At 32.0% G+C, this 22,316-nt stretch carries 21 protein-coding genes; 17 read left to right on the plus strand and 4 right to left on the minus strand.

The annotated features are described in order from the left end of the window. Window positions 1-7: 7 nt before the first annotated feature. The gene (locus BUA99_RS03035; RefSeq protein WP_072988129.1) at window positions 8-328 is read right to left on the minus strand and encodes a hypothetical protein; all 321 of its coding nucleotides are present in this window, start codon (window positions 326-328) and stop codon (window positions 8-10) included. 584 nt (window positions 329-912) lie between these two features. Between BUA99_RS03035 and BUA99_RS03040 the strand changes: the two genes are divergently transcribed. From BUA99_RS03040 to BUA99_RS03070, 7 genes are all read left to right on the plus strand, one after another. Continuing rightward, the gene (locus tag BUA99_RS03040) at window positions 913-1,659 is read left to right on the plus strand and encodes an electron transfer flavoprotein subunit beta/FixA family protein (protein WP_072988132.1); all 747 of its coding nucleotides are present in this window, start codon (window positions 913-915) and stop codon (window positions 1,657-1,659) included. 169 nt (window positions 1,660-1,828) lie between these two features. Then, window positions 1,829-2,806 (plus strand): electron transfer flavoprotein subunit alpha/FixB family protein, encoded by a 978-nt coding sequence (locus tag BUA99_RS03045; protein WP_072988135.1) that lies wholly within the window; start codon window positions 1,829-1,831, stop codon window positions 2,804-2,806. 127 nt (window positions 2,807-2,933) lie between these two features. Then, entirely contained in the window at window positions 2,934-3,557 is a 624-nt protein-coding gene (locus tag BUA99_RS03050; RefSeq protein ID WP_072988138.1) for a bifunctional nuclease family protein, read from the plus strand. 105 nt (window positions 3,558-3,662) lie between these two features. Then, entirely contained in the window at window positions 3,663-4,946 is a 1,284-nt protein-coding gene (locus BUA99_RS03055; RefSeq protein ID WP_072988141.1) for a metal-dependent hydrolase family protein, read from the plus strand. 24 nt (window positions 4,947-4,970) lie between these two features. Continuing rightward, a complete protein-coding gene (locus tag BUA99_RS03060) occupies window positions 4,971-5,795 on the plus strand; it encodes a thymidylate synthase (protein WP_072988144.1) in 825 nt (274 codons plus the stop codon). Between the two features lie 544 nt (window positions 5,796-6,339). After that, window positions 6,340-6,687: a 2TM domain-containing protein gene (locus tag BUA99_RS03065; RefSeq protein WP_072988146.1), complete on the plus strand. Its 348-nt coding sequence runs from the start codon at window positions 6,340-6,342 to the stop codon at window positions 6,685-6,687. Further along, complete coding sequence (locus tag BUA99_RS03070; protein ID WP_072988149.1) at window positions 6,684-7,166, plus strand: dihydrofolate reductase; 483 nt, start codon at window positions 6,684-6,686, stop codon at window positions 7,164-7,166. Before BUA99_RS03065 ends, BUA99_RS03070 begins: the two co-directional genes overlap by 4 nt. Window positions 7,167-7,221: 55 nt before the next feature. On the opposite strand, the gene BUA99_RS03075 is transcribed toward BUA99_RS03070, so the two are convergent. Further along, window positions 7,222-7,539 carry a hypothetical protein gene (locus BUA99_RS03075; RefSeq protein WP_234972893.1) on the minus strand — a complete coding sequence of 106 codons (318 nt, stop codon included), beginning with the start codon at window positions 7,537-7,539 and terminating at the stop codon, window positions 7,222-7,224. 213 nt (window positions 7,540-7,752) lie between these two features. Between BUA99_RS03075 and ubiE the strand changes: the two genes are divergently transcribed. Both ubiE and porT read left to right on the plus strand, forming a co-directional pair. Further along, on the plus strand, window positions 7,753-8,484 hold the full coding sequence (gene ubiE / locus BUA99_RS03080; protein WP_072988152.1) for a bifunctional demethylmenaquinone methyltransferase/2-methoxy-6-polyprenyl-1,4-benzoquinol methylase UbiE: 732 nt from the start codon (window positions 7,753-7,755) through the stop codon (window positions 8,482-8,484). 1 nt (window position 8,485) lies between these two features. After that, window positions 8,486-9,199: a type IX secretion/gliding motility protein PorT/SprT gene (porT, locus tag BUA99_RS03085; RefSeq protein ID WP_072988155.1), complete on the plus strand. Its 714-nt coding sequence runs from the start codon at window positions 8,486-8,488 to the stop codon at window positions 9,197-9,199. 26 nt (window positions 9,200-9,225) lie between these two features. Here porT and BUA99_RS03090 read toward each other — a convergent pair whose 3' ends face one another. Beyond that, window positions 9,226-9,951 carry a TrmH family RNA methyltransferase gene (locus BUA99_RS03090; protein WP_072988705.1) on the minus strand — a complete coding sequence of 242 codons (726 nt, stop codon included), beginning with the start codon at window positions 9,949-9,951 and terminating at the stop codon, window positions 9,226-9,228. Window positions 9,952-9,988: 37 nt separating this feature from the next. Between BUA99_RS03090 and tamL the strand changes: the two genes are divergently transcribed. The 3 genes from tamL (at window position 9,989) to accD (ending at window position 14,633) form a co-directional block, all read left to right on the plus strand. Beyond that, a complete protein-coding gene (gene tamL / locus BUA99_RS03095; RefSeq protein WP_084673467.1) occupies window positions 9,989-12,556 on the plus strand; it encodes a translocation and assembly module lipoprotein TamL in 2,568 nt (855 codons plus the stop codon). A gap of 60 nt (window positions 12,557-12,616) precedes the next feature. Further along, window positions 12,617-13,684: a class II fructose-bisphosphate aldolase gene (gene fbaA, locus BUA99_RS03100; protein WP_072988162.1), complete on the plus strand. Its 1,068-nt coding sequence runs from the start codon at window positions 12,617-12,619 to the stop codon at window positions 13,682-13,684. Window positions 13,685-13,778: 94 nt separating this feature from the next. Continuing rightward, complete coding sequence (accD, locus tag BUA99_RS03105; RefSeq protein ID WP_072988165.1) at window positions 13,779-14,633, plus strand: acetyl-CoA carboxylase, carboxyltransferase subunit beta; 855 nt, start codon at window positions 13,779-13,781, stop codon at window positions 14,631-14,633. Between the two features lie 258 nt (window positions 14,634-14,891). Here the strand turns inward: accD and BUA99_RS03110 are convergent, their stop codons facing one another. Next, the gene (locus tag BUA99_RS03110) at window positions 14,892-16,142 is read right to left on the minus strand and encodes an ABC transporter permease (protein ID WP_072988168.1); all 1,251 of its coding nucleotides are present in this window, start codon (window positions 16,140-16,142) and stop codon (window positions 14,892-14,894) included. Between the two features lie 197 nt (window positions 16,143-16,339). Between BUA99_RS03110 and purH the strand changes: the two genes are divergently transcribed. The 5 genes from purH (at window position 16,340) to mrdA (ending at window position 22,315) form a co-directional block, all read left to right on the plus strand. Next, window positions 16,340-17,866, plus strand: coding sequence for a bifunctional phosphoribosylaminoimidazolecarboxamide formyltransferase/IMP cyclohydrolase (gene purH / locus BUA99_RS03115; RefSeq protein ID WP_072988171.1), 1,527 nt, complete (start codon window positions 16,340-16,342; stop codon window positions 17,864-17,866). 54 nt (window positions 17,867-17,920) lie between these two features. Beyond that, entirely contained in the window at window positions 17,921-18,949 is a 1,029-nt protein-coding gene (locus BUA99_RS03120) for a rod shape-determining protein (RefSeq protein ID WP_072988174.1), read from the plus strand. A gap of 93 nt (window positions 18,950-19,042) precedes the next feature. Continuing rightward, the gene (gene mreC, locus BUA99_RS03125) at window positions 19,043-19,858 is read left to right on the plus strand and encodes a rod shape-determining protein MreC (RefSeq protein WP_072988177.1); all 816 of its coding nucleotides are present in this window, start codon (window positions 19,043-19,045) and stop codon (window positions 19,856-19,858) included. Between the two features lies 1 nt (window position 19,859). Then, the gene (locus BUA99_RS03130; RefSeq protein ID WP_072988180.1) at window positions 19,860-20,366 is read left to right on the plus strand and encodes a rod shape-determining protein MreD; all 507 of its coding nucleotides are present in this window, start codon (window positions 19,860-19,862) and stop codon (window positions 20,364-20,366) included. Further along, on the plus strand, window positions 20,363-22,315 hold the full coding sequence (gene mrdA / locus BUA99_RS03135; protein WP_072988182.1) for a penicillin-binding protein 2: 1,953 nt from the start codon (window positions 20,363-20,365) through the stop codon (window positions 22,313-22,315). The genes BUA99_RS03130 and mrdA overlap by 4 nt, the downstream gene beginning before the upstream one ends. Window position 22,316: the final 1 nt, after the last annotated feature.

The following is a 22,316-nucleotide window of genomic DNA, read 5'->3' on the forward strand; positions in this document are numbered from 1 at the left end:
AAACAATTTACGCTTCTTGATCGGGACTTCCCGCGGCAGTAAACAAACTGGCTGTTTTCTTGACCTGCAAGGCTCTACCCAAACCATCGTTATAAGTGTAGGTTACGATGTCCTTGTCTAGTTCAGGATCGTAATTTCTAGTTTCCGCATACGGCACTTTGGCGTTTGGGAAATAATCATAGGCAATCGTGTACGGCTTGCCACTCGCAATTTCGTATGGCCCGCGAATAGTCGCTGGACGACCAATGGCGTCAATTGTATATTCGTTGCTTTGATCGTTACGATCGGTGGTTTTAAGCGGAATCTCAAAACGGTAATCGTATTCCATTTTTTTTTGCACCCAAAAGCATCTTTAATTTCAGTCAAAAACTGATGGTACTCGCCATCGTACACATAATTCATCGTCATGCGTTGGCCTATGTAATTAGCAGGTACTGTTGTTTTTTGCAGGTTTCCGAAGCCATCATAAACAATGTCGGTAAGCGCTATTTTGTCAGCTGCACTGTAGTTTTTTATTTGGGTCACCTCAGCAGTCGTTGTGTTGATGGTAGTTGCTCTTTTTCGGCGCAAACCATCCTTGGTAAATACTTCTAATTGTTTGGGAATTTCACCGTAATATGGAGTCACGCTATAATAATCGATTTAAAATATCAGCAGCGAAAATCTTTAATGAAATTTTTACTTAAAAATTTTTATGTTTTTAATGGAGGATCTAGAAAATACTTTAAATAAATTTTTTTCTTTTAAAAAAAATATAGTGTAAAGTAAATTCTAGCTTTCGCTAATTATAGAATAAATTAAAAATACGATAACGTAATAGTTTAACAAATAAATATTATGCACGCATAGTATATTATTCGATTTAATATTTTAAATTTGTAAAAGAAATTAAGAATAAATAAAAATATACTTATGAAAATATTAGTTTGCATCAGTCATGTTCCTGATACTACTTCAAAAATCAACTTTATCAACGGCGATTCTGAATTTGATACAAATGGCGTTCAATATGTTATTAATCCAAATGACGAATTTGGTCTTACGCGTGCGATTTGGTTTCAAGAAAAACAAGGTGCAACAGTTACAGTTGTAAATGTGGGTGGACCTGAAACAGAGCCAACTTTAAGAAAAGCTTTAGCAATAGGCGCTAACGAAGCAATTCGTGTAAATGCCGATCCTGCTGATGGTTTTTTTGTAGCAAAACAACTTGCAGAGGTTATTAAAAATGGCGCTTATGATCTTATAATTGCTGGAAAAGAATCTTTAGATTATAACGGTGGAATGGTTCCAGGAATGATTGCAGGAATTTTAGGTTATAACTTTCTAAATTCTTGTACTGAGCTCACAGTTGATGGTGTTACTGTAAAAGCAATCCGCGAAATAGACGGTGGAAAAGAAACAGTAAGCACAACATTACCATTAATTATAGGTGGACAAAAAGGATTAGTTGAGGAAAAAGATTTACGTATTCCAAACATGAGAGGAATTATGACTGCAAGATCAAAAACTTTGACTGTGCTTGAACCAATCGATGCTTCTGTTAACACAAAAGCGATGAAATTTGAAAAACCGGCACCTCGATCAGCAGTAAAATTGATTGATGCTGATAATCTTGATGAGTTGATTAATTTATTACACAACGAAGCAAAAGTAATTTAAGAATTAGATTGAGGATTAATGATTTCTGACTTTTATGGTAAAAAAATCTAAAATTATAATTTTAATTTAAAATCTTAAATCAGAAGTTAAAATCTTAAATCCAACTTTAGTTTTGTAATCAGATTAAAATCTGAAATATAGAATCGTTAATATAAAATCTAAAATTATTATGTCAATATTAATATACGCGGAATACGCTCCCGAAGCTTCGGGAGGAAAATTTAAAAAAGTAGCTTTTGAATTAGCTTCTTACGCAAAAAAAGTTGCTGAAACTCTTGGTACAACTGTAACAGCTGTCACTATAAATGCAGGTGATGTTTCAGAACTTGCAAAATATGGTGTAGATAAAGTTCTTAAGGTAAATAATGATAAATTATCTGGATTTACTGCGAAAGCTTATGCTGATGTCATCAAGCAAGCTGCGATAAAAGAAAATGTGAAATTAGTATTATTATCATCAACCACTGATAGCGTTTACTTAGCATCATTTGTGGCTGTTGCATTAGAAGCAGGTTATGCATCGAATGTTGTAGGCTTACCCATTTCAACATCACCATTCTTAGTAAAGAGAACAGCATTTTCAAACAAGGCTTTTAACACAACGGAAATCGAAACTGAGATAAAAGTTTTAGGCTTAGCCAAAAATTCTTATGGTATTTTTGAAACTCCGAGCACTCTAACCCAAGAAGATTTTAATCCAATTATTGGAGAAAATGACTTTGGTGTAAAAGTGGAATCAGTAGAAAAAATATCAGGAAAAGTATCTATTGCTGATGCAGATATTGTAGTTTCTGCAGGTCGTGGTCTTAAAGGTCCAGAAAACTGGGGCATGGTAGAAGAGTTAGCAACAGTCCTTGGGGCTGCAACTGCTTGTTCGAAACCAGTTTCTGATTTAGGATGGAGACCTCATGGAGAACACGTTGGTCAAACAGGAAAACCAGTTGCGACAAACCTTTATATTGCAATAGGAATTTCAGGCGCTATTCAGCATATAGCTGGAATCAATTCGTCTAAAGTAAAAGTGGTTATTAATAGTGATCCTGAAGCACCATTTTTTAAGGTTGCTGATTACGGAATTGTAGGCGATGCATTTGAAATTGTACCTAAATTAATTGAAAAATTTAAAGCTTTCAAAGCGCAGATTTAGTAGATTATATTAAACTTTAAATAATGCTATCTAAAAATAAGATATTTGTATCTTTGCATTTAGATAGCATTTTTTTATGCGAACTTTTTTACTAATTTGAGAATTCAGACCTATTCATTAAATAATTATGAGCTTAGTTAAATTATCCATAAAAGGAATTTCTTATAGTCAAACTCAAAATGGAGCATACGCTCTAATATTGAATGAAGTTGATGGTGAACGTAAATTACCCATCGTTATTGGTGCTTTTGAAGCTCAATCTATTGCAATAGCTCTCGAAAAAGAAATAAAACCACCACGTCCTCTTACGCACGATTTATTTAAAAATTTTGCTGAGCGTTTTGATATTGTTGTCAAGCAGGTCATTATTCATAAATTAGTTGATGGTGTATTTTACTCAAGTATTATTTGTGAAAGAGATAAAATAGAAGAAATTATAGATGCAAGGACTTCTGATGCGATTGCCTTAGCTTTACGTTTTAACGCTCCTATTTTTACTTATAAAAACATTTTAGACAAAGCCGGAATTTATCTTAAAACAAATCCTTCTGACAGCAATCAAGATTCGCAAGATCTTGATGATGTACTTTCCAATCCCGAAACTTTTGGTCGTGCAGAAGAAAGCAATCAATCAGGATCTACCTATTCAAAACACAGTTTGACTGAATTAAATGAATTACTAGATCAAGCTGTTTCCAATGAAGATTATGAAAAGGCAGCAAAAATAAGGGATGAAATATCAAAAAGATAACCGTACTTATCTAACATTATTTCGTTTTCATAAAATAAATTGCTGCAATAAAACTTTTAATAAAAAAGTTACTTATTTTTACGGCTATTGACTCAAAACTATTTTATGAAACCAACTATTACCTTCATTTTAGCAAGTCTGTTTTTTTCAACAGCAGCATTCTCACAAGACTATTATTTGCATTGCGGAAAAATGTTAAATACTAATTCCGGAACTGAATTATCCAATCAAACTATTGTAGTTTCTAACAATAAAATTGTGAAAATTTTAAATGGATTTATACCAAAACCGAAAGCGGCCGATGTAGAAATTGATTTAAAGGACAAATATGTCTTACCAGGTCTTATTGATCTTCACGTTCATATTGAAGGAGAACACGATACAAAAAGCTACATGTCTAAATATTTAGACAATGAAGCTGACATAGCTATTCAGGCCGTTCGCTGTGCTGAAGTTACGCTATTGGCAGGCTTTACAACTGTACGAGACTTGGGTGGAACCGGGGTTAATATATCCATCAGAAATGCAATCAATAAAGGAATTGTAAAAGGACCAAGAATATATACTGCTGGAAAAGCTATTGCAACAACAGGCGGACACGCTGACCCTACTAATGGTAGTAATAGAAAGTTAGTGGGAGATCCTGGACCTCATGAAGGCGTAATCAATTCTCCAGAAGAAGCGGTTAAGGCAGTAAGAGAAAGATATAAAGAGGGAGCTGACGTAATAAAAATCACCGCAACAGGTGGCGTTTTGAGTGTAGCTAAAAGCGGTAAAAACCCGCAGTTTTCATTGGATGAAATAAAAGCAATTACAACTACAGCAAAGGATTATAATATGCTAACTGCAGCGCATGCTCATGGAGATGAAGGAATGCAAAGAGCCATTCTTGGCGGAATAAAAACCATTGAACATGGCACTTTCATGAGTGAAGAAACAATGGAATTGATGAAGAAATATGATTCATATCTCGTTCCTACACTAACCGCTGGTAAGGAAGTACAGAAAAATGCTGAGATACAAGGATATTATCCTGACATTGTGGTTCCAAAAGCAAAAGAAGTAGGTCCGCAAATCAAAGCAACTTTTGCTAAAGCTTATAAAAAGGGTGTAAAAATCGCTTTTGGGACTGACGCTGGAGTTTTTGCTCACGGCACTAATGCAAAAGAATTTGGATATATGGTTGATGCCGGTATGCCAGCTTTAGCAGCAATACAATCCGCTACTATTACAAACGCGATGTTACTAGGAATTGGAAATGAAGTAGGTCAGTTAAAAGAGGGTTTTCTCGCTGATATTGTTGCGGTTAATGAAAGTCCTTTAACAAATATCAAATCTTTAGAAAAAGTAGTATTTGTAATGAAAAATGGAACAATTTATAAGAATTAGTATTTTCTACGATAGCTTAACATAATGAAACAGTATATAGATTTAGTACAACATGTAATGGAAAACGGTAGTCAAAAAGGAGACCGAACTGGAACAGGGACTAAAAGCGTTTTTGGTTATCAAATGCGTTTTGATTTAAATGATGGTTTTCCAATGGTGACAACTAAAAAGTTACATCTTAAATCAATTATCTATGAGTTACTTTGGTTTTTAAAAGGAGATACAAACATAAAATATCTTCAGGAGAATGGCGTTAAAATCTGGGATGCTTGGGCTGATGAAAACGGTGATTTAGGTCCTGTTTACGGTCATCAATGGCGCAACTGGAATAGTGAGGAAATTGATCAAATTTCAGATCTTATTATTGAACTTAAATCAAATCCTAATAGTCGTAGAATGCTAGTGTCCGCTTGGAATCCATCTGTTCTTCCTGATACTAAAATATCATTTGATGAAAATGTCGCTAATAATAAAGCTGCATTACCTCCATGTCACGCTTTTTTTCAGTTTTATGTTTCTGATGGAAAGTTATCATGTCAATTATATCAACGAAGTGCTGACATTTTTCTAGGTGTACCTTTTAATATTGCATCTTATGCATTATTAACAATGATGATTGCGCAAGTTTGTGATCTGCAACCGGGAGAATTTATACACACTTTTGGTGATGCACATATTTACAACAACCATTTTGAGCAGCTCGAATTACAATTGTCACGCGAGACAAGACCATTACCAAGAATGGTTTTAAATCCTGTAATCAGAAATATTTTTGATTTTGATTATGATGATTTCACGCTTGAAGGATATGACCCACACCCCGCAATAAAAGGTAGTGTAGCAATATAAAAAAACGATGTTTTAGTTAAATTCTAAAACATCGTTTTAATTTCCTGTAAATTCATTTTATTTGTAAATTTCTGCCGTGGGTAAATAGACAAAGGAGCTACCATTAATATGAATCTATTGATACACGACAACTTTAATGTGAATAATAACTTCTTTAAAAATCCGATTTACCAATTTACTGCAATTGACTTTAGGTCTGTCCAAATTATTAAACACCTAGAACAGAAGCTTTATTAGTATTCTTTACTATTACTAATAGAGCAACTTTACAAACTAGTTTTTTATTAAAAATCACTCTTAATCTAGATAACTAATTCATTTGCTAGTTTGTGTTACAAAGAATGAAAATATTTTTCGATATAGTTTTACATTTAAAGGTTTGAGATAATTGTTGAAAGAGTGCAACAATATAATTGAATTAAAAAATTAACTAAGAATAAACTTATTATTTTTAATATTTCAGACTTTTACGGTTTAATTAAACGTTCGTTCAAACTGTTAATTTCGAAAATAAATTTTATCTTTATAAACTAAAATTAAAAAGATGGAAAAAGAATTGCATGAGCAATATGAATATGCGAGAAGAAGAATTAAACAAAAAAAGAGATTGTATTCTCATTTTGTTGTCTTCGTCCTAGGAAGTTTAGTTTTATTTTTAGGACACAACTTTCTAAACAGTACCGTACTTTCTGAATGGTATTTATGGATTATTACGATATGGCTATTTTTATTTATATTACATTTTATCAAAATATTTATCACTGATCGATTTATGAATAAAGACTGGGAGCGCGAACAAATCGATCGTCTCGTAGCATTACAAAAGAAAAAAGTAGAGGAATTGGAAATACAAATAGCAAATGATGAAACAACAAATAGCACAACACTATGATTATAATGATTGCGGCAGCAGCCGAAAATAACGCTTTAGGAAAAGACAATAAAATAATTTGGCATTTACCTAATGATTACAAACGTTTTAGATTACTGACCTCCGGCCATCATATTATTATGGGTCGGAAAACGTATGAAAGCCTTGGCAAGCCTTTACCAGATAGAAAGCACATTATAATTACTAGACAGGAAAATTATCAAGTTGAAAATTGTATTGTAGTGGATAATATGGAAAAAGCGCTAAAAGCTTGTCCAAAAAATGAAGACTCTTTTATTATCGGCGGTGGCGAAATTTATTCTTTAGGAATGCCCTTTGCAGATAAGTTAGAAATAACTCGAGTACATGAAAATTTTGATGCCGATGCGTACTTTCCCGAGATCAATGATCATGAATGGAAAATAATTGAATCAGAGTTCAATGCGAAGGACGAAAAGAACAATTATGATTACACCTATCAAACTTTCATTAGAAAATAAAAAAAAACATCCTTTTTACAGGATGTTTTTTTTAACCAATGATTAGAGCGATGTCCTAGTCTTGAAGGAGTATTTGATAACATAAAACAAAAATTACAAATACTAAAATAGAGCCTGAAAAGGATAGTATAATATTTGCTGTTTTTTGAGAGTACATCTCAAAAAAGCCTTTAATACCAAATACCACGAAGGTACTAAAAACGAAAAAAATCAAAATTTCCAAAAACAAATTTAATCCTAAGAACGTATGTTGCGCATTATAATCAATACCGTTTTGTAGAACAGTATTTTCAAAAACACTTACAAGAACAAATGAGATCAGCAGCGCTAAAAAAATCCACTTGATTTGGCTCATCGACTCTTTATTAATCATTTTTTTTGGTTAACTAATTAGATCACAAATTTGAAGAATAAAAATAGTAAACGCAATACCCACTTTTAGTGATATTTCAATATTAAATACTATTTTAAAATAATTATTGAAATGGCTATAAAATTACATTTGAATTAAAACAAAAACCTACTCAATTTTCGAAACACATTTTAAGTTACTGAAGTTTATTATATCTTTGTCCAAATTAAAAAAATGTCTGAAAAAATAACTCCATATAAAGATTCTGCCTTAGGCAAAAAAGAACAAGTAGCACAAATGTTTGATACTATTTCTGGAAATTACGATAATCTAAATCGGGTAATCTCGTTTGGTATTGACCTTAAATGGCGTAAAAAAGTACTTCAAATGGTTTCGAAGTCAAATCCAAAAATAATTTTAGACATTGCAACTGGAACAGGTGACCTCGCCATTTTAATGGCGCAAACTAATGCTGAAAAGATCATTGGTTTAGATATCTCGTCAGGAATGCTAGATGTAGGGAAGAAAAAGATTGCTGTCAAAAATTTATCTAACACAATTGAAATGATTCTTGGTGATTCAGAGAATATGTCTTTTGAAGATAATTATTTTGATGCTATCACGGTGGCTTTTGGTGTTCGTAACTTTGAAACTTTAGATAAAGGACTTCAAGAGATTTTGAGAGTTTTGAAACCAAACGGTCTTTTTGTTATTTTAGAAACATCCGTTCCGGAAAAAACTCCTTTTAAACAAGGCTACAATTTTTACAGCAAGAACATCCTTCCAATTATTGGAAAATTATTTTCTAAAGATAATGTTGCCTATGGTTATCTATCAGAATCAGCAGCGGCTTTTCCTTATGGTGAAGCGTTAAACAATATTTTAAGGAAAAATGGGTTTATAGACGTTGTCGCTTTGCCGCAAACTTTTGGAGTGGCAACTATTTATTCAGCTTCTAAAAAATAATATGAAAAAACTATTTGTCTTTTTGTTAATTGTCAGTACTTATTATGGATATGCTCAAGGGTCAAAAAATATCTTTAGTAAAGATCCAATTATCAATTTAGAAAATTTTCAAAAAAGTAGAATTTACTATGGTTTCTATTTAGGGTTTAATGCTTATGATTTCAAAATTGATTATAAAACTGAAACACCAGACATTTTAGTAAAAAAAACTACCGGTTTTAATGTGGGAATTGTAGCAGATTTAAAATTACATGAATATTTTAATCTAAGATTTGAGCCGGGATTATATTATACAAAACGAGACTTATACTATCCGTCCAACCCTGATTTTGTAAAAAGCAGTGATGCTATTAGAGAGGTGAATAGCACCTATATCCACTTTCCTTTATTATTGAAATTTTCATCTCTAAGAACTGGAAATATTCGTCCTTATCTTGTAGGAGGATTATCAGCGACATTAAATTTATCAAGTAATGCTAAGCTGGAGGATGATAATTTACAGCAGCGTTTTAGAGTAAAAGCTTGGTCACCTAATTATGAATTAGGTTTTGGCATTGATTTATTCTCTGAATACTTTATTTTTTCACCTTCAATACGCGGCGTTTTTGGAATAAATGATGAATTAATTAGAGACAAAGATCCTAATAGTCCTTGGACAGGAAATATAGAATCATTAAAATCAAGAGCGATTTTTATTAATTTTACATTCCATTAAAGTTTTTAAATTCTATCTTTTTTTAATTAGCTGCGTCTAAACTCACTTAATATAATAGCAGTTGCAGTTGCTACATTCAAACTTTCTGTTTTCTGAATATCACCAAAACGTGGAATTGTTATTCGGTTTTGAATTAAATCCTCTAGTTCAGTTGAAATTCCATTAGCTTCATTTCCCATTACAATAATTCCTTCTTTAGGTAGAATACTTTTATATATGTTCTCACCGTTCATGTATGTTCCAAAAATCGGTAAAGATGTTTGGATTAAAAAATTAGTCAAATTTATGTAATTAACATTTACTCTTCCAATTGATCCCATAGTTGCCTGAACAACTTTCGGATTATAAATATCAACTGTTTCTGTTGAACATAAAACTTCTTGAATACCAAACCAGTCGCACAAACGAAGTATAGTTCCTAAATTTCCTGGATCTCGGATTGAATCTAAAACTACGATCAAACCACTTTCACTTACAGGTTTTTCATTTGGCATTCTAAAAATAGCTAAACAAGAATTTGGTGTTGCTAATGCGGTAATTTTTTTTAATTCATCATCACTTATTGTCGTTTTTAGATGTAAATTGACTTTCTCAAAATCATTTTTAGTTGTGTATAGCTGTTCTAATTCAAAATTAGAATCCAATAATTCTTGAATTCCCTTTACACCTTCGGCAAAAAATAATTTATTAGCAATCCGATATTTTTTTTGCTGCAAACTCGTTATAAGTTTTATTTGGTTTTTACTAACCATAAAATAATGTACTTTTGAATTAAATATTTTAGAACACTTGAAAAAAATTTCCACAAAAATAACTGCATTTATTGTAATTGCAACACTTATTTGCGCTTGTAACGCTGTAAAAAGAGTTCCAGATGGAAAAATGTTGCTTACAAAAAACGAAATAACTTTAAATGATAAAAAAATCACTGAAGAAACGATTTTTGACCAACTTTATCAAAAACCGAATTCAACGTTTTTAGGATACCGTTTGCGTTTAAATTTGTACAATCTCGCTAACTTAAATCCTGATTCCACTTATCAAGCTAAATTTTTGAATCATCCCGGCAAATACGAGAAACAGGCAAAGTGGCTTTCAGCGAAACAAGTAGATCGACTTGGACAATCATTTTTTTACAAAGGAATCCACAACTTTTTGACCACCACTGGCGAGCCTCCGGTAATTATTGACTCGGTAAAAGCTAGTAAATCTTTATTGCGATTAAAATATTATTATTTTAATAAAGGCTATTTTAATGTCAAAGCACTGTATAACGTTGATACCACTGATGTAAAAAAAGCTAGAATCACGTATGCAATTACATCTGGAAACGCTTTTTTTTTAGACTCAGTTAAAACCGCAATTTCTACACCCGTTTTAGATTCACTTTACAAAATAACGAAAGCAAATACATTTATCAAATCAGGATTACAATATAAAACAGAAGATTTTGAAAACGAAAGAAATCGTATAACTACAAATTTTCGTAATAATGGCGCTTATTATTTCCAGCCAAATTATGTGACATTCAATATTGATACAATTAAAAAAGCCAACAAAGCGGATATTACATTATTGATAAATGATTACTCCTTTCAACAAGGCGATTCAACTCGAACTGAACCATTCAAATTATATAAAATAAGTGATGTCAATATTTATACTGATTACTCCTCAAATAGCAATACTTTAAACATTAAAGATAGCACGGTTTATAAAAACTTTAATCTGTTTAGTCAGAAAAAATTAAAATACAAACCAAAAGCAATTACAGATGCAGTTTTTATTACAAAAGGTAGTTCATATGCCGATTTCAAAACTGTTTTAACTACACGCTATCTTAATAATTTAAAAATCTTTAATTATCCCTCTATACAATATGAAGTTGACAAAAGAGATACTACCGCACAATCTCTAATTGCCAAAGTATATTTGACACCTAGAAAAAAATTTAGTTTTGGTACTACTTTCGATGTAACTCATTCTAATATTCAGGATTTTGGTATTGGATTAAGCGTTTCAGAAACAATTAGAAATGTATTTAATGGTGCAGAAACACTTGAAATTGCTGCACGAGGAAATATTGGAGCATCAAAAGATTTAGCTAATCCAAGAAATAATTTCTTTAACGTCTCAGAGTATGGCTTAGATGTGAAACTAAATATCCCTAGAATTTTGCTGCCATTTAACACCGATAGAATAATTCCTAAAAGTATGATCCCTTCTACTTTAATAACGGCTGGTTTTGCAAAACAGCAAAATATAGGCCTGGACAAAGAGAATTTTACTGGAGGAGTTTCTTATAATTGGACTCCGAAGATCAATAATACCGCTCGTTTTGATCTTTTTAATACACAGTTTGTTAGGAATTTAAATCCTCGTAACTATTTTAATGTTTACTCATCCTCTTATAATGCATTAAATAATTTAAGTAAACAATATAACACAAACACGACCTATTACGATAATCCTGTAGATAAAAATTTAGTTATTGAAGAGGGAACTAGTGGTTTTACGAAAGATGTTCTTTCTGGTAATACTACTTTTTTGCAGCCACTGGCAACAGCAGATTTTGAGTCGATTAAAAGTATTGAAGAACGAAGACAGCGACTGACTGAAAATGATTTTATTTTAGCCACTAGTTTTACTTTTTCGAAAACAACTAAAAAAGATTTATCTGATAATAATTTTTATCTTTTTAAAACTAAAATAGAATCGGCAGGAACTATTCTATCCGCATTTGCAAAAACAACAAATCAAAAAGAAAATTCGAATGGTAATTATGAAATTTTTAATTTAGAATACTCAGAGTATGTAAAAACAGAGTTTGATTATATTAAGCATTGGGATTTATCTCGTGAGAATATAATAGCCTTTAGATCATTTTTTGGGATTGCAATTCCATTTGGAAACTCGAATTACATTCCTTTTTCACGCAGTTACTTTTCTGGAGGTTCGAATGATAATCGAGCTTGGCAACCCTACGGTTTAGGTCCAGGAAGCAGTGGAGCATTAGATGACTTTAACGAAGCCAATATGAAAATTGCTGTTAGTGCCGAATACCGATTTAAAATTGCTGGAAGTTTAAAAGGAGCTGTTTTTGCAGACGCAGGTAACATTTGGAACGTATTAGATAATGTAGTTGATCAAAAATCAACATTCACAAGTTTAAATGACTTAAAAGAAATTGCCTTAGGTTCTGGATTTGGATTACGATACGATTTAAGCTTCTTTGTAATTCGATTTGATTTAGGATTTAAAACCTACAATCCAGCTAATGAAACTAACAGAAGATGGTTTCAAGAATACAACTTTTCAAACTCAGTTTTAAATTTTGGAATAAATTATCCATTCTAATCCTAATTAATTCTTATTTTTGCAAGACTAAAAACTAAACAGAATTTAAAAATAAAAACAATGGCACACAATATAAAACCAGGCGTAGCTACAGGAGATCAAGTTCAAGAAATTTTTAACTACGCTAAAGAAAAAGGATTTGCATTACCCGCGGTAAATGTTACAGGCTCCAATACAATCAACGGAGTTCTTGAAACAGCTGCAAAATTAAATGCTCCAGTTATCATTCAGTTTTCTAATGGAGGAGCACTTTTTAATGCTGGTAAAGGACTTTCTAACGCTGGTGAAAAAGCTGCTATAGCTGGCGGAGTTGCTGGTGCATTGCACATTCACACTCTAGCAGAAGCCTACGGTGCAACTGTGATATTGCACACTGATCATTGTGCTAAAAAATTATTACCATGGATTGATGGACTACTTGATGCATCAGAAGCTCATTTTGCTAAGACTGGAAAGCCGTTATTTTCTTCACACATGATTGATTTATCTGAAGAACCAATCGAAGAGAACATAGAAATATGTAAAGGTTATTTAGAAAGAATGAGTAAAATGGGGATGACACTAGAAATCGAACTTGGAATTACAGGTGGCGAAGAAGATGGAGTTGACAACTCAGATGTCGATAGTTCAAAATTATATACTCAACCAGAAGAGGTTGCTTATGCTTATGAAGAACTTTCTAAAGTAAGCCCAAGATTTACAATTGCTGCAGCTTTTGGAAATGTACACGGAGTTTACAAACCAGGAAACGTAAAATTGACACCAAAAATTTTAAAAAATTCTCAAGATTTTGTTCAAAATAAATTTAAAACTGGACATAATCCCGTTGATTTTGTTTTTCATGGTGGTTCTGGTTCTACACTTGAAGAGATTAGAGAAGGAATTAGTTACGGCGTAATCAAAATGAATATTGACACTGATTTGCAGTTTGCTTTTACCGAAGGCATTCGCGATTATATGATTAAAAATATTGATTATTTAAAAACACAAATTGGAAATCCAGAAGGTGCAGATGTTCCAAATAAAAAATATTACGATCCAAGAAAGTGGTTACGTGAAAGCGAAATAACTTTCAATACTAGACTTGAGCAAGCATTTGCTGACTTGAACAATGTGAATACACTATAAAAACGGTACAAGTGTTTAGTTTTCAAAAAATGATTACTGAATACTAGAAAACAATTACTTAATATCTGATTACTGAACACTGAATATTTAAAAAATGGCTTGGTTTAAAAGAAAAGAAAAAGGAATTACGACTGCTACTGAGGATAAAATGGATATTCCTAAGGGACTTTGGTATAAATCTCCTACCGGAAAAATCATCGATGCTGACGAACTTGCTAGAAACTTATTTGTAAGTCCAGAAGACGGATTTCACGTAAGAATAGGGAGTGCTGAATATTTCCAAATTTTATTTGACAACAATGAATTTGTTGAATTAGACAAAAGCATGACCTCTAAAGATCCTTTGCATTTTGTTGATACAAAAAAATATGCAGATCGTCTAAAAGACGTAATGGAAAAAACAAAACTAAAAGATGCTGTTCGAACTGGCGTTGGTAAATCTAAAGGTAAAGATGTAGTTATATGTTGCATGGATTTTGCTTTTATCGGTGGATCCATGGGTGCGGTTGTTGGAGAAAAAATTGCGAGAGGAATTAGTCATGCCATTAAAAACAAGTTGCCTTTTATAATGATTTCTAAATCAGGTGGCGCGCGTATGATGGAAGCTGCCTACTCCTTAATGCAGTTAGCTAAAACATCAGTAAAACTGGCACAATTAGCAGAAGCTAAACTTCCATATATCTCGCTTTGTACCGACCCTACAACTGGAGGAACTACAGCATCGTACGCAATGCTAGGTGATATCAATATTTCTGAACCAGGAGCGCTTATCGGATTTGCTGGACCCAGAGTCGTAAGAGATACCACTGGTAAGGATTTACCAGAGGGTTTTCAAACCGCTGAGTTTCTTTTAGAACATGGTTTCCTTGATTTCATTACTCCGAGAAAAGAATTGAAAGATAAAATAAACTTGTATATCGATTTAATTCAAAATAACGATATCAGATAATATAAGTAAAAGATTAGCTGTTATTTATAATAAAAGAGCTTCCAATTCATGGAAGCTCTTTTATTATAATCTGTTATATTTTAAAAACCTAGAAATATATTTTATTGTTTTTATTTAAACATTGCCACGCTTCCAGTTAAAATAAGATTTAATTAAAGTGTAAATAAGAAAGAATTCACAAATGAAAATAGTTTCTATAAAACAATTTCGAAATTCATATTAGAACTTTTCTAAATATCGCCACTTAAATAGGTTGACCTACATTCCAGTTCTAATTGCCTCTACAGGATCTAATTTTGAAGCTGCGACAGCTGGAAGAATTCCTGAAATAAGTCCAATAGCAGCTGCCAATCCCGTTCCTAATAAAATATTCCCAATTCCTAAAATAAATTCAAAGTCAAGCACTTTAGTTAATATTACTGATATAATCCATACAAGTAAAAGGCCTATTACACCACCAATAACCGATAAAATAACGGCTTCAAATAAAAACTGAAACATAATAAATCTATTTTTAGCTCCTAAAGATTTTTGAATTCCAATAAGGTTAGTACGTTCTTTAACGGATACAAACATAATATTTGCAATTCCGAAACCACCAACTAAAAGTGAAAATCCACTAATTATCCAACCTACAAGGTTCATTTGACCTAAAATTCCATCGATCAAATCTGTAAACCCAGAGAATACATTGATGAAAAAATTATCAATTTCACCTGCTTTCAAACCTCTTACGCTTCTCAGTTTCTGAGTAATTTCTCCCTTGTAAGCCGCCATATCAGTCCCTTTTTCTGGCTTAAAAATAATAACATTGGTTAATGAAGTATTGTTGTCACCGTATAATTGACGCACAAAATTAACGGGAATGTAAGCAGAAGTATCACTACTATCGCCAAACAAACCTGAACCCTCCTTTTTCAACACACCGATAACGGTAAAGCGTTGCCCGTACAATCTAACATTTTTACCTATTGGATCAGAACCTTCAAACAATGAACTTGCAATTTCATTTCCTATTACGATTACAGTCGCGCCAGAATTAGCTTCAGATTCATTGTAAAATCTTCCTTTCTCAAATTCTAAACCTTGAATATCAATAAATTCCTGAGAAACAGGAACAATATTTACATCGCTTACCGTCTTCGAATCATGTTTAATGGATTCTCTCCTTGTAAATATTTGATAAGCCATTTCAGCAGTGTTTGTCATCGCACCTTTCATGTAAGTATATTCGTCATATTTAACATTTGGAAACTGCTCTCTTTTCCATTGTGGAATATCAGAAGGTCCGAAAGAAAACTTCATTAAATAAATAGTATTTTTATCTAATCCACTTAAATCTTTTGATATTTTTCTATCCAATGAATCTACTGCTGCAAGTACTGCTATGATAGAAAAAATTCCAATAGTGACCCCTAGTAAAGAAAGTAGCGTTCTTAACTTATTATTAGTCAATGCATTCATAGCAAAACCAAAACTCTCTTTTAATAATCGAAGATAAACTAGCATAAAATGTATTTTGTATTAAAGTAAAATTCCATAAATATTTATAAAAAACCTAATTAAAAATCGTTTAGTTAAATTGTTAAATTTGTAATCTTTACGGATCAAAGAAGCATCTATAATAAATACAATTATCTCGTTTTCAAATGGCTTCAATTTAACATTAAAAAACTATTTTTGCATTTTATAACTATAACTACATAATGAACACAACTAAAACAATTCAGTCAGCACTAATTTCAGTTTTTTCAAAAGAAGGATTAGAACCTATAGTAAGACAACTAAACAGTCAAAATGTTACAATTTATTCTACTGGTGGAACAGAAGATTTTATAAAAAATTTAGGCATTTCAGTAATTGCTGTCGAAGATGTAACATCTTACCCTTCTATTTTAGGTGGAAGAGTTAAAACGTTACATCCCAAAGTTTTTGGAGGAATTTTAAATCGGCAAGATAATGAAAGCGATGTACAGCAGATGAAGGAGTTTGATATTCCACAAATTGACTTAGTAATTGTTGATTTATATCCTTTTGAAAAAACAGTTGCGTCTGGCGCAAATGAAGCGGATATTATTGAAAAGATAGATATCGGAGGTATTTCTTTAATTCGAGCAGCTGCAAAAAATTTTAAAGACACCGTGATTGTCTCTTCCATGGACCAATATGGTTTGTTATTAGATCTGATCACTTCACAAAACGGAGGCACAACATTAGAAAATAGAAAATTATTAGCAACAAAAGCATTTCACGTTTCTTCACATTATGACGGAGCCATCTTTAATTATTTTAATACTGATGAAACGATTTATAAAGAAAGTATTGCTGATGGTCAAGTTTTAAGATATGGAGAAAACCCGCATCAGAAAGGATTTTTCTTTGGTGATTTTGATGCGATCTTTAAGAAAATTCATGGAAAAGAACTTTCCTACAATAATTTATTAGACGTCGATGCTGCAGTAAATTTAATTAATGAATTCAAAAGTGACGGACCAACATTTGCTATTTTAAAACATAATAATGCGTGCGGACTTGCGACACGAGATTCAATTAACGAGGCTTACAACGTAGCATTAGCATGCGATCCAACCTCTGCTTTTGGTGGAGTTTTAATATCAAATACTAAAATTGATCTAGCAACTGCTACAGAAATCAATAAATTATTTTGCGAAGTTGTGATTGCGCCATCTTATGATCAAGAAGCAATAAATGTTTTACAAGAAAAGAAAAATAGAATTATTTTAGTTCAAAACGAAGTTGATTTGCCAAATAAACAAGTTAGAACTTGTTTAAACGGATTGTTAATTCAAGAAAGAAACACCATAACTGACAATAAAAATGATTTAAAGACCGTTACTACAACAGCACCTACAGAGCAAGAAATTAAAGATCTAATCTTTGCCTCTAAAATTTGTAAAAACACTAAATCAAATACAATTGTTTTTGCAAAAAACGGAACATTAATTTCGTCTGGAACAGGTCAAACATCGCGAGTAGATGCCTTATTACAAGCTATTGAAAAAGCTCATAATTTTGGATTTGATTTAAAAGGAGCTTCGATGGCCAGTGATGCATTTTTTCCTTTTCCTGATTGTGTAGAAATAGCCAAAAAAGCCGGTATTACTGCTGTAATTCAACCCGGAGGATCAATAAAAGATGAATTAAGTATCAATTTTTGTAATGAAAATAAACTTGCAATGGTATTTACAGGAACTCGTCATTTCAAACATTAATTTGTTTAACTTTGCGCCCTACTATTTGTTTAACTTTTAACCCCTAAAAAACTTATGGGATTTTTTGATTTCATGACCGAGGATATTGCGATAGATCTTGGTACCGCTAATACTTTAATTATACATAATGATAAAGTTGTAATTGACAGCCCGTCTATTGTTGCACGTGATAGAATTTCAGGTAAAATCATAGCTGTTGGTAAGGAAGCTAATATGATGCAAGGTAAAACTCATGAAAATATAAAAACCATAAGACCTTTGAAAGATGGTGTAATTGCGGATTTTGATGCCTCTGAAAAAATGATCAGTATGTTTATAAAGAGCATACCAGCATTGAAAAAGAGAATGTTTACACCAGCTTTGAGAATGGTTGTTTGTATCCCATCTGGAATTACTGAGGTAGAAATGCGTGCAGTAAAGGAATCATGCGAAAGAGTAAATGGTAAAGAAGTGTACTTGATTCACGAACCCATGGCGGCTGCAATAGGAATTGGAATTGATATTATGCAACCTAAAGGAAACATGATTGTTGATATAGGTGGTGGAACTACTGAAATTGCAGTTATAGCATTGGGAGGAATTGTTTGTGATAAGTCAGTAAAAATTGCTGGTGATGTTTTTACAAATGATATCGTTTATTATATGCGCACGCAGCACAACCTTTTTGTTGGAGAAAGTACTGCTGAAAAAATAAAAATCCAAATTGGGGCTGCAATAGAAGATTTAGAAACACCTCCAGAGGATATGTCAGTTCAAGGAAGAGATTTACTTACCGGTAAACCAAAACAAGTTGAAGTTTCATATCGCGAAATTGCAAAAGCATTAGATAAATCAATACAAAGAATTGAAGATGCTGTAATGGAAACTTTATCTCAAACTCCTCCTGAATTAGCTGCAGATATTTATAATACAGGAATTTATCTAGCTGGTGGCGGTTCGATGCTAAGAGGTCTCGACAAGAGAATTTCTCAAAAGACGGATTTACCTGTTTATATTGCTGAAGATCCATTAAGAGCTGTTGTTCGAGGAACAGGAATGGCACTTAAAAGTATAAATAAATTTAGAAGTATTCTTATAAAATAATTAAATAAAAATTGAATTCTAAATTATAATTTAAGCCGTACCAGATTAGTTTAGAATTTAATTTTTAATTTATTTAAATATCCACTTTAAACAATGCAGCAAATATTTAATTTTATTTTTAAAAACAGTAATAGGATATTGTTTTTGATTCTATTAGGTATTTCATTGTTTCTTACCATTCAATCCCACTCTTTTCATCGTAGTAAAATTATAAGTTCTGCCAATTTTTTAAGTGGGGGAGTATATGAAAAAGTCAATAATCTTAATGAATATTTAAATCTTAAAAATGAGAATGATATTCTTGCGCTTGAAAATGCAAAACTAAGAAGTATGCTTTTTAATGTAAAAGATACTGCTACAGCTAAAACACTAGATAGTATAGAAGGAGTAAAATTAAAGGACATTATCGTTGCAAAGGTTATCAAGAATTCATATAACGTATATGAAAATTATTTAACATTGAATTCAGGCGAATTACAAGGTATAAAAACTGATATGGGAGTTATAAATAGCCTTGGAATTATTGGAATCATAGAAAACACTTCTCCGAAATATTCTACAGTAATTAGCATTTTAAATAAACGAACGCAAATTAATGCTAAAATTAAAAAATCTGATCATTTTGGGTCGCTGAATTGGAACGGAAAAAGTACTGGATTTGTACAACTTACTGATCTTCCTCGGTTAGCACTCATAAAAATTGGAGATACAATTGTTACAGGAGGACAATCTGTAATATTTCCTGAAAATATCAACATAGGAACAATCGCTAAAATTTATAGAGATAACGTAACTAACTATTACACCTTAGACGTTAAACTTTTTAACGACATGACAAACTTAGGACACGTCTATATTATCAAAAGTAAAGATCGTGAAGAAGTCAACAATTTAGAAAAGAAAAATTAAGATGAATAACGCGTTATTAGTCAATATTTTCCGTTTCATACTGCTTTTAGCCGTTCAAATCATTATTTTTAATAATATGAATTTCTTGGGCTACATTAGTCCGTTTCCCTACATATTATTTATAATTTTGTATCCAGTAAATGGGAATAAATCCGGCCTTATAGCGTCAAGTTTTTTATTGGGAATTATAATGGACTTGTTCAGTAATTCTGGCGGAACCCATGCTACAGCTTGTTTAGTTTTAGCTTACATGCGTCCCTCACTTTTTAAATTTGCGTTCGGATTAAGTTATGAATACCAAACTATAAAAATTAATGAAATTCTAAGTCCACAGCGTTTTACATTTATATTATTATCAGTAATTATTCATCATTTTACTTTATTTTTATTAGAAGCTTTCCAATTATTATATATTATGGATACTTTAATAACAATTTTACTTAGCACAATATTCACTATCATTATTTGTATTATTATAATATATCTTATTAAGCCAAACAAAAGATGAGAAAAGCATTATTGCCTTCCTTAATTATTCTTGCTACTTCTTTACTTGTTATTCGGATTTTTTATTTGCAGGTTGTTGATGAAACTTTAAAGTTAAAATCAGAAAACAACGCAATTAAAAAGAAATTTGAATATCCAGAGAGAGGTTACATTTATGATCGGAAAGGAAAGCTTTTAGTTGCGAACCAAGCATCTTACGACATAATGGTAATTCCTAGAGAATTAAAAAAAACTGATACATTAGAGTTTTGCCAGCTACTAAATATTACTAAGGAAGATTTTATTAAAAAAATTGAAAAGGCAAAAATATATAGTCCTAGATTACCTTCTGTTTTTATGTCACAATTAAACAAAAGTGAGTTTGCAGCATTTCAAGAAAAAATAAGAAAATTTGAAGGGTTTTATTTTCAAAAGCGATCCTTACGAGATTACGAAGCTACTTTTGGTGCTAATATTTTTGGATTTATCACCCAGGTAAACGAAAAATTAGTTGCTAAAAATCCGTACTACAACAGTGGTGATTTGATAGGTAAACAAGGAGTGGAAGAAAGTTATGAAGATCTATTAAGAGGAATTAAAGGAGTGAAATATGTTCAAAAAGACAAATACAATAGAGAAATTGGGTCGTATAAAAACGGAAAATTTGACACAATTGCGGTACAAGGTGAAGATATAAATTTAACCATTGACGCTGAACTTCAAAAATATGGTGAAGAATTAATGATTAATAAAAGAGGCGGCATTGTTGCTATTGAACCACAAACTGGTGAAATTTTAGCATTAGTAACAGCGCCATCTTATGATCCATCCATTTTAGTAGGAAGACAAAGATCTAAAAACTACACCGAATTATATCATGATTCAATAGCAAAACCTCTTTATGACAGAGGACTATTAGCTGAATATCCGCCAGGTTCTCCTTTTAAAATTCTAACAGGACTAATTGGCTTGCAAGAAGGTGTAATTGATGAAAACACCAGCTTTTTTTGCAACCATGGATTTAGTTATGGAAGAGGTCGTTTTATGAAGTGTCACGCACATCCTCCTGCTCAACAATTACATAACGGCATTTACAATTCTTGCAACACTTATTTTGCACAAACGTATATGTTAGCAATAAACAAATACAATAATCCAGCAAAAGCGGTAGATATTTGGAGTAATCATGTTAAAAGCTTCGGACTTGGTCAATACATGGGATATGATTTACCAACAGGGAAAAGAGGCAAAGTACCTGATTCTAAAACTTATAAAAAGATTTATCCTAATGGCGGATGGAGAAGTACTACAATTATTTCTAATGCAATAGGACAAGGCGAAGTTTTAATGACACCTATTCAATTAGCCAACATGATGGCTACAATTGCTAATGAAGGCTATTATTACACGCCTCATATCATTAAAAAAATAGAAGCTCATACAATAGACAAAAAATTTACAACTAGGCATGTGACAAGCATTGATAAAAAGTATTTTAAGCCTATCATTAGTGGTCTTTTTGATGTTTATAATTTGGGTACCGCACGGGCACTTAAAGTTGAAGGAATCGACATTTGTGGTAAAACTGGAACTGCTGAAAATTTTGCAAAAATTGGAGGCATGAGGGTTCAATTAAAAGATCATTCTATATTTGTAGCTTTTGCGCCAAAAGACAATCCGAAGATTGCGCTTGCAGTAATGGTAGAAAACGGCGGTTTTGGCGCTACAATCGCCGGACCAATCGCTAGTTTGATGATAGAAAAATACCTTCGTCAAAAAATTACACGATTGGATTTAGAGAAAAGAATATTAGCAACTAGTTTGCAAAGTGAATATGCTAAGTTAGGTGGGCTTTCTGAGAAAGTAAAAGCACAATTAAGAATAAGTGATTCTATCAAAACGCAGAAAACAATAATTCCCACTGCAAAAGTTAAAAGTGATTCTACTACTAGAATAAAAAAAGTGATTTAAT

Source organism: Flavobacterium segetis, assembly GCF_900129575.1.
GTDB lineage: Bacteria > Bacteroidota > Bacteroidia > Flavobacteriales > Flavobacteriaceae > Flavobacterium > Flavobacterium segetis.

Bases quoted from the DNA above. Each gene is read 5' to 3' on its own strand.
- BUA99_RS03050 (WP_072988138.1), top strand. From the start codon at position 2,934: ATGAGCTTAGTTAAATTATCCATAAAAGGAATTTCTTATAGTCAAACT.
- BUA99_RS03070 (WP_072988149.1), top strand. From the start codon at position 6,684: ATGATTATAATGATTGCGGCAGCAGCCGAAAATAACGCTTTAGGAAAA.
- ubiE (WP_072988152.1), top strand. From the start codon at position 7,753: ATGTCTGAAAAAATAACTCCATATAAAGATTCTGCCTTAGGCAAAAAA.
- BUA99_RS03055 (WP_072988141.1), top strand. From the start codon at position 3,663: ATGAAACCAACTATTACCTTCATTTTAGCAAGTCTGTTTTTTTCAACA.
- fbaA (WP_072988162.1), top strand. From the start codon at position 12,617: ATGGCACACAATATAAAACCAGGCGTAGCTACAGGAGATCAAGTTCAA.
- BUA99_RS03075 (WP_234972893.1), bottom strand. From the start codon at position 7,539: ATGATTAATAAAGAGTCGATGAGCCAAATCAAGTGGATTTTTTTAGCG.
- BUA99_RS03065 (WP_072988146.1), top strand. From the start codon at position 6,340: ATGGAAAAAGAATTGCATGAGCAATATGAATATGCGAGAAGAAGAATT.
- BUA99_RS03045 (WP_072988135.1), top strand. From the start codon at position 1,829: ATGTCAATATTAATATACGCGGAATACGCTCCCGAAGCTTCGGGAGGA.
- porT (WP_072988155.1), top strand. From the start codon at position 8,486: ATGAAAAAACTATTTGTCTTTTTGTTAATTGTCAGTACTTATTATGGA.
- mreC (WP_072988177.1), top strand. From the start codon at position 19,043: ATGCAGCAAATATTTAATTTTATTTTTAAAAACAGTAATAGGATATTG.
- BUA99_RS03090 (WP_072988705.1), bottom strand. From the start codon at position 9,951: ATGGTTAGTAAAAACCAAATAAAACTTATAACGAGTTTGCAGCAAAAA.
- BUA99_RS03130 (WP_072988180.1), top strand. From the start codon at position 19,860: ATGAATAACGCGTTATTAGTCAATATTTTCCGTTTCATACTGCTTTTA.
- mrdA (WP_072988182.1), top strand. From the start codon at position 20,363: ATGAGAAAAGCATTATTGCCTTCCTTAATTATTCTTGCTACTTCTTTA.
- accD (WP_072988165.1), top strand. From the start codon at position 13,779: ATGGCTTGGTTTAAAAGAAAAGAAAAAGGAATTACGACTGCTACTGAG.
- BUA99_RS03040 (WP_072988132.1), top strand. From the start codon at position 913: ATGAAAATATTAGTTTGCATCAGTCATGTTCCTGATACTACTTCAAAA.
- BUA99_RS03110 (WP_072988168.1), bottom strand. From the start codon at position 16,142: ATGCTAGTTTATCTTCGATTATTAAAAGAGAGTTTTGGTTTTGCTATG.
- BUA99_RS03060 (WP_072988144.1), top strand. From the start codon at position 4,971: ATGAAACAGTATATAGATTTAGTACAACATGTAATGGAAAACGGTAGT.
- purH (WP_072988171.1), top strand. From the start codon at position 16,340: ATGAACACAACTAAAACAATTCAGTCAGCACTAATTTCAGTTTTTTCA.
- BUA99_RS03120 (WP_072988174.1), top strand. From the start codon at position 17,921: ATGGGATTTTTTGATTTCATGACCGAGGATATTGCGATAGATCTTGGT.
- BUA99_RS03035 (WP_072988129.1), bottom strand. From the start codon at position 328: ATGGAATACGATTACCGTTTTGAGATTCCGCTTAAAACCACCGATCGT.